The organism is Undibacterium sp. Jales W-56 (genome assembly GCF_025548535.1).
Taxonomy (GTDB): domain Bacteria; phylum Pseudomonadota; class Gammaproteobacteria; order Burkholderiales; family Burkholderiaceae_D; genus Undibacterium.
This window is the reverse complement of sequence record NZ_JAJLQW010000012.1, coordinates 1-6,070: the sequence shown is the minus strand read 5'-3', so window position 1 is coordinate 6,070 and position 6,070 is coordinate 1. Positions and strand designations below refer to the sequence as shown.

The following is a 6,070-nucleotide window of genomic DNA, read 5'->3' as shown; positions in this document are numbered from 1 at the left end:
GAGCTGGGGGCTTTGCGGGATAAGAGCCTGACGATGACCTACTTTCACACTGGTTGCAGCACTATCATTGGCGCGGAGTCGTTTCACGGTCCTGTTCGGGATGGGAAGGGGTGGTACCGACTTGCTATGGTCATCAGGCATAACTGGTTGATCTGCTGAGCCACGTTGTTCTGTGGTGGTCAACAAATCCAATTGGGAAGAAGCGTCGTAGAATGTGCGGTTTGATTCGCACTAATCAATGTTTTTTTCACTGCACACCAGACCATGGCGTGCAGTGGTGGTTGTGACTGCTGTCGAACTGCGCTGCTGTTTTCACAGGAGGCGCTTTTTCGCAAACACTTCACAATACTTGTCGTAGCCTATTACCTGCTAAGGTTATAGGGACAAGCCTTACGGGCAATTAGTACTGGTTAGCTTAATGCATTACTGCACTTCCACACCCAGCCTATCAACGTCCTGGTCTCGAACGACCCTTTAAAGAGCTCAAGGCTCTGGGATATCTCATCTTAAGGCGAGTTTCCCGCTTAGATGCTTTCAGCGGTTATCTCTTCCGAACATAGCTACCCGGCAATGCCACTGGCGTGACAACCGGTACACCAGAGGTTCGTCCACTCCGGTCCTCTCGTACTAGGAGCAGCCCCCTTCAAATATCCAACGCCCACGGCAGATAGGGACCAAACTGTCTCACGACGTTTTAAACCCAGCTCACGTACCACTTTAAATGGCGAACAGCCATACCCTTGGGACCGGCTACAGCCCCAGGATGTGATGAGCCGACATCGAGGTGCCAAACTCCCCCGTCGATATGAACTCTTGGGAGGAATCAGCCTGTTATCCCCAGAGTACCTTTTATCCGTTGAGCGATGGCCCTTCCATACAGAACCACCGGATCACTATGTCCTACTTTCGTACCTGCTCGACTTGTCAGTCTCGCAGTTAAGCACGCTTATGCCATTGCACTATTAGCACGATGTCCGACCGTACCTAGCGTACCTTCGAACTCCTCCGTTACACTTTGGGAGGAGACCGCCCCAGTCAAACTGCCTACCATGCACTGTCCCCGACCCGGATCACGGGCCAAGGTTAGAACCTCAAACAAACCAGGGTGGTATTTCAAGGTTGGCTCCACGAGAACTGGCGTCCCCGCTTCAAAGCCTCCCACCTATCCTACACAGATTGGTTCAAAGTCCAATGCAAAGCTACAGTAAAGGTTCATGGGGTCTTTCCGTCTAGCCGCGGGTAGATTGCATCATCACAAACATTTCAACTTCGCTGAGTCTCGGGAGGAGACAGTGTGGCCATCATTACTCCATTCGTGCAGGTCGGAACTTACCCGACAAGGAATTTCGCTACCTTAGGACCGTTATAGTTACGGCCGCCGTTTACTGGGACTTCAATCAAGAGCTTGCACCCCATCATTTAATCTTCCAGCACCGGGCAGGAGTCACACCCTATACGTCCACTTTCGTGTTTGCAGAGTGCTGTGTTTTTATTAAACAGTTGCAGCCACCAGTTTATTGCAACCCTTTCATCCTTCCCCCGCAGGGGGGTCAAACTACCAGGGCGTACCTTATCCCGAAGTTACGGTACCAATTTGCCGAGTTCCTTCTCCCGAGTTCTCTCAAGCGCCTTAGAATACTCATCTCGCCCACCTGTGTCGGTTTGCGGTACGGTCTCGTATGACTGAAGCTTAGAGGCTTTTCTTGGAACCACTTCCGATCGCTTCGTGAACAAGTTCACTCGTCTCAACCCCTTGAATTACGCACCCGGATTTGCCTAAGTGCCTTCTACAAGTCAAGAACAGGCTCTTCCAACCGCCTGACGACCTTCTGTGATCCGTCCCCCCATCGCATCATACGACGGTGCAGGAATATTAACCTGCTTCCCATCAGCTACGCATCTCTGCCTCGCCTTAGGGGCCGACTCACCCTGCTCCGATGAACGTTGAACAGGAAACCTTGGGCTTACGGCGTGGAGGCTTTTCACCCCCATTATCGCTACTCATGTCAGCATTCGCACTTCTGATACCTCCAGCATCCTTTACAAGACACCTTCGCAGGCTTACAGAACGCTCTCCTACCATATCCTTACGGATATCCGCAGCTTCGGTGTACAGCTTAGCCCCGTTACATCTTCCGCGCAGGACGACTCGATCAGTGAGCTATTACGCTTTCTTTAAAGGGTGGCTGCTTCTAAGCCAACCTCCTGACTGTTTTAGCCTTCCCACTTCGTTTTCCACTTAGCTGTACTTTGGGACCTTAGCTGGCGGTCTGGGTTGTTTCCCTCTTGACGCCGGACGTTAGCACCCGACGTCTGTCTCCCAAGCTCGCACTCATCGGTATTCGGAGTTTGCAATGGGTTGGTAAGTCGCGATGACCCCCTAGCCATAACAGTGCTCTACCCCCGATGGTGATACTTGAGGCACTACCTAAATAGTTTTCGGAGAGAACCAGCTATTTCCAAGTTTGTTTAGCCTTTCACCCCTACCCACAGCTCATCCCCTAATTTTTCAACATTAGTGGGTTCGGTCCTCCAGTGCGTGTTACCGCACCTTCAACCTGGCCATGAGTAGATCACTTGGTTTCGGGTCTACACCCAGCGACTAATTTCGCCCTATTCGGACTCGATTTCTCTACGGCTTCCCTATGCGGTTAACCTTGCCACTGAATGTAAGTCGCTGACCCATTATACAAAAGGTACGCAGTCACGGAACAAGTCCGCTCCTACTGTTTGTATGCACACGGTTTCAGGATCTATTTCACTCCCCTTCCGGGGTTCTTTTCGCCTTTCCCTCACGGTACTGGTTCACTATCGGTCGATATCGAGTATTTAGCCTTGGAGGATGGTCCCCCCATGTTCAGACAGGATTTCACGTGTCCCGCCCTACTTGTCGCAAGCTTAGTTCCACACCGATGATTTCGTATAAGGGGCTATCACCCTCTATGGCCGGACTTTCCATTCCGTTCTACTATCAAAAATGCTAGATCTTGCAGGCTGTTCCCATTTCGCTCGCCACTACTTTGGGAATCTCGGTTGATTTCTTTTCCTGTAGCTACTTAGATGTTTCAGTTCGCCACGTTCGCTTTGCAACCCTATGTATTCAGGTTGCAATGACCTTACGGCCGGGTTTCCCCATTCGGAAATCTGCGGATCAATGTGTGTTTGCTCACTCCCCGCAGCTTATCGCAAGCTACTACGTCCTTCATCGCCTGATATCGCCAAGGCATCCACCATGTGCACTTAGTCACTTGTCCCTATAACGTTAGCTCCTGCACACAAAAGTAAAAACCTACTTTTGTGTGGCTTTATTTCTTAAAAATGCCTGGCAGAGCCAGTTCATTTTTAATTGATAAAACCTACGCAAATTCAGCATTTGCTCTGTTCATCGTGCGCAAGACCGTTATAGTTCTTTACTACTATTGAGTATTACTTTAGCGTTTGCCGTATCTCAAGGAATTTGATTTTTCTAAAACTCTGCTTTGCAGCAGGGCTTTTCAAACTCTTTGTAATACTATGTTTGTTCGATACAATCACAACCCTTCCATAATTTCCATCAACGACTGTCGTCACTGACTTCTCTTTACAGAAATAATGTTGATTATTTCTACTTTACTTCTTCTCAATTGTTAAAGAACGGTAATACGATATTGCTCTGGTCTCTGTTGAAAGACCAAACCTAAATCGCTGGCCCCGGCACATCGCTGTGCGGGCTTGACTTAGGTTTGTACTTTGGACAAATCTTGGTGGAGGTTAACGGGATCGAACCGTTCACCCCCTGCTTGCAAAGCAGGTGCTCTACCAGATGAGCTAAACCCCCGAAATATTTCGTCAAAAGCAACACCCTACTTTTGACTAGTTTAGCCAGGTATCAATCACTGGCAGAGCCAGATGATTTCTACAACAAAACCAAACGTAAATTCTCGTTTTCTTACTACTGCCATGTCGCTTCAACCACCGCCACCATCATGTGGTGGGTCTGGTTGGGCTCGAACCAACGACCCCCGCGTTATCAACACGGTGCTCTAACCAACTGAGCTACAGACCCAGGTGCTTGCTTCGAGTCTTAGCGCTATCGCTACCGCTAAGTTACATAGCTTGTAATCCGTTTGACGGTTACTTACCTTGTTCTTTGGATTAACAGTCAATAAGTGTGGACACTTAACTTTCAGCGCAACTCTAGAAAGGAGGTGATCCAGCCGCACCTTCCGATACGGCTACCTTGTTACGACTTCACCCCAGTCACGAACCCTGCCGTGGTAAGCGCCCTCCTTGCGGTTAAGCTACCTACTTCTGGCAGAACCCGCTCCCATGGTGTGACGGGCGGTGTGTACAAGACCCGGGAACGTATTCACCGCGACATGCTGATCCGCGATTACTAGCGATTCCAACTTCATGTAGTCGAGTTGCAGACTACAATCCGGACTACGATACACTTTCTGGGATTAGCTCCCCCTCGCGGGTTGGCGGCCCTCTGTATGTACCATTGTATGACGTGTGAAGCCCTACCCATAAGGGCCATGAGGACTTGACGTCATCCCCACCTTCCTCCGGTTTGTCACCGGCAGTCTCATTAGAGTGCCCTTTCGTAGCAACTAATGACAAGGGTTGCGCTCGTTGCGGGACTTAACCCAACATCTCACGACACGAGCTGACGACAGCCATGCAGCACCTGTGTGCCAGTTCTCTTGCGAGCACTCCCATATCTCTACGGGATTCTGACCATGTCAAGGGTAGGTAAGGTTTTTCGCGTTGCATCGAATTAATCCACATCATCCACCGCTTGTGCGGGTCCCCGTCAATTCCTTTGAGTTTTAATCTTGCGACCGTACTCCCCAGGCGGTCTACTTCACGCGTTAGCTGCGTTACCAAGACAATTAAGTCCCGACAACTAGTAGACATCGTTTAGGGCGTGGACTACCAGGGTATCTAATCCTGTTTGCTCCCCACGCTTTCGTGCATGAGCGTCAGTGTTATCCCAGGGGGCTGCCTTCGCCATCGGTATTCCTCCACATATCTACGCATTTCACTGCTACACGTGGAATTCTACCCCCCTCTGACACACTCTAGCCATACAGTCTCAAATGCAGTTCCCAGGTTGAGCCCGGGGATTTCACATCTGACTTATATAACCGCCTGCGCACGCTTTACGCCCAGTAATTCCGATTAACGCTTGCACCCTACGTATTACCGCGGCTGCTGGCACGTAGTTAGCCGGTGCTTATTCTTCAGGTACCGTCATTAGTATTCCGTATTAGGAAACACCGTTTCTTCCCTGACAAAAGAGCTTTACAACCCGAAGGCCTTCTTCACTCACGCGGCATTGCTGGATCAGGCTTGCGCCCATTGTCCAAAATTCCCCACTGCTGCCTCCCGTAGGAGTCTGGACCGTGTCTCAGTTCCAGTGTGGCTGGTCGTCCTCTCAGACCAGCTACTGATCGTCGCCTTGGTGAGCCTTTACCTCACCAACTAGCTAATCAGATATCGGCCACTCCATGAGCATGAGGTCCGAAGATCCCCCACTTTCCACCTTAGTGCGTATGCGGTATTAGCGTAACTTTCGCTACGTTATCCCCCACTCTAGGGTATGTTCCGATATATTACTCACCCGTTCGCCACTCGTCAGCGGAGCAAGCTCCCTGTTACCGTTCGACTTGCATGTGTAAGGCATGCCGCCAGCGTTCAATCTGAGCCAGGATCAAACTCTTCAGTTTAATCTCTGTTTTGTGTTCATTGCTGAACTCTCATCTTGCGATGAGTGTCGCTCACTCAAAATAACTGACAGGCTATCTCTTGCGAGATATCCTATTTATTACTTCTTGCGAACATTTGATATTTTTTAAGTGTCACGGCCGAATAAATTCAGCCGCGGCGCTTTCTATCAAGTGCCCACATTTATTGACTGTTAATTGTTAAAGATCTTGTTTCTGTCTTGCTTAAAAACCCCGGGACTCTGACGAATCAACCGCGCTTTTTACTTCACTATTCCGACAAATCGTTTTGTTTGTCAGCAGCAAAGAAGCGAGATTATGCAGCAGTTCTTCTTCTTCGTCAATACCTTTTTTAGCCGCTT

2 tRNA genes and 3 rRNA genes are annotated in these 6,070 nt (G+C 49.7%); all 5 read right to left on the bottom strand.

What is annotated here, in order from left to right:
• Nucleotides 1-25: 25 nt before the first annotated feature.
• Nucleotides 26-138: ribosomal RNA gene (gene rrf, locus LPB67_RS19045) — 5S ribosomal RNA — on the bottom strand.
• Between the two features lie 241 nt (nucleotides 139-379).
• Nucleotides 380-3,254: ribosomal RNA gene (locus tag LPB67_RS19040) — 23S ribosomal RNA — on the bottom strand.
• A gap of 487 nt (nucleotides 3,255-3,741) precedes the next feature.
• Nucleotides 3,742-3,817 (bottom strand) — tRNA-Ala (locus tag LPB67_RS19035).
• A 151-nt stretch (nucleotides 3,818-3,968) separates the two neighbouring features.
• Nucleotides 3,969-4,045, bottom strand: a tRNA-Ile gene (locus LPB67_RS19030).
• A 135-nt stretch (nucleotides 4,046-4,180) separates the two neighbouring features.
• Nucleotides 4,181-5,711, bottom strand: a 16S ribosomal RNA gene (locus tag LPB67_RS19025).
• The 16S, 23S and 5S rRNA genes sit together here with 2 tRNA genes alongside, the layout of an rRNA operon.
• Nucleotides 5,712-6,070: the final 359 nt, after the last annotated feature.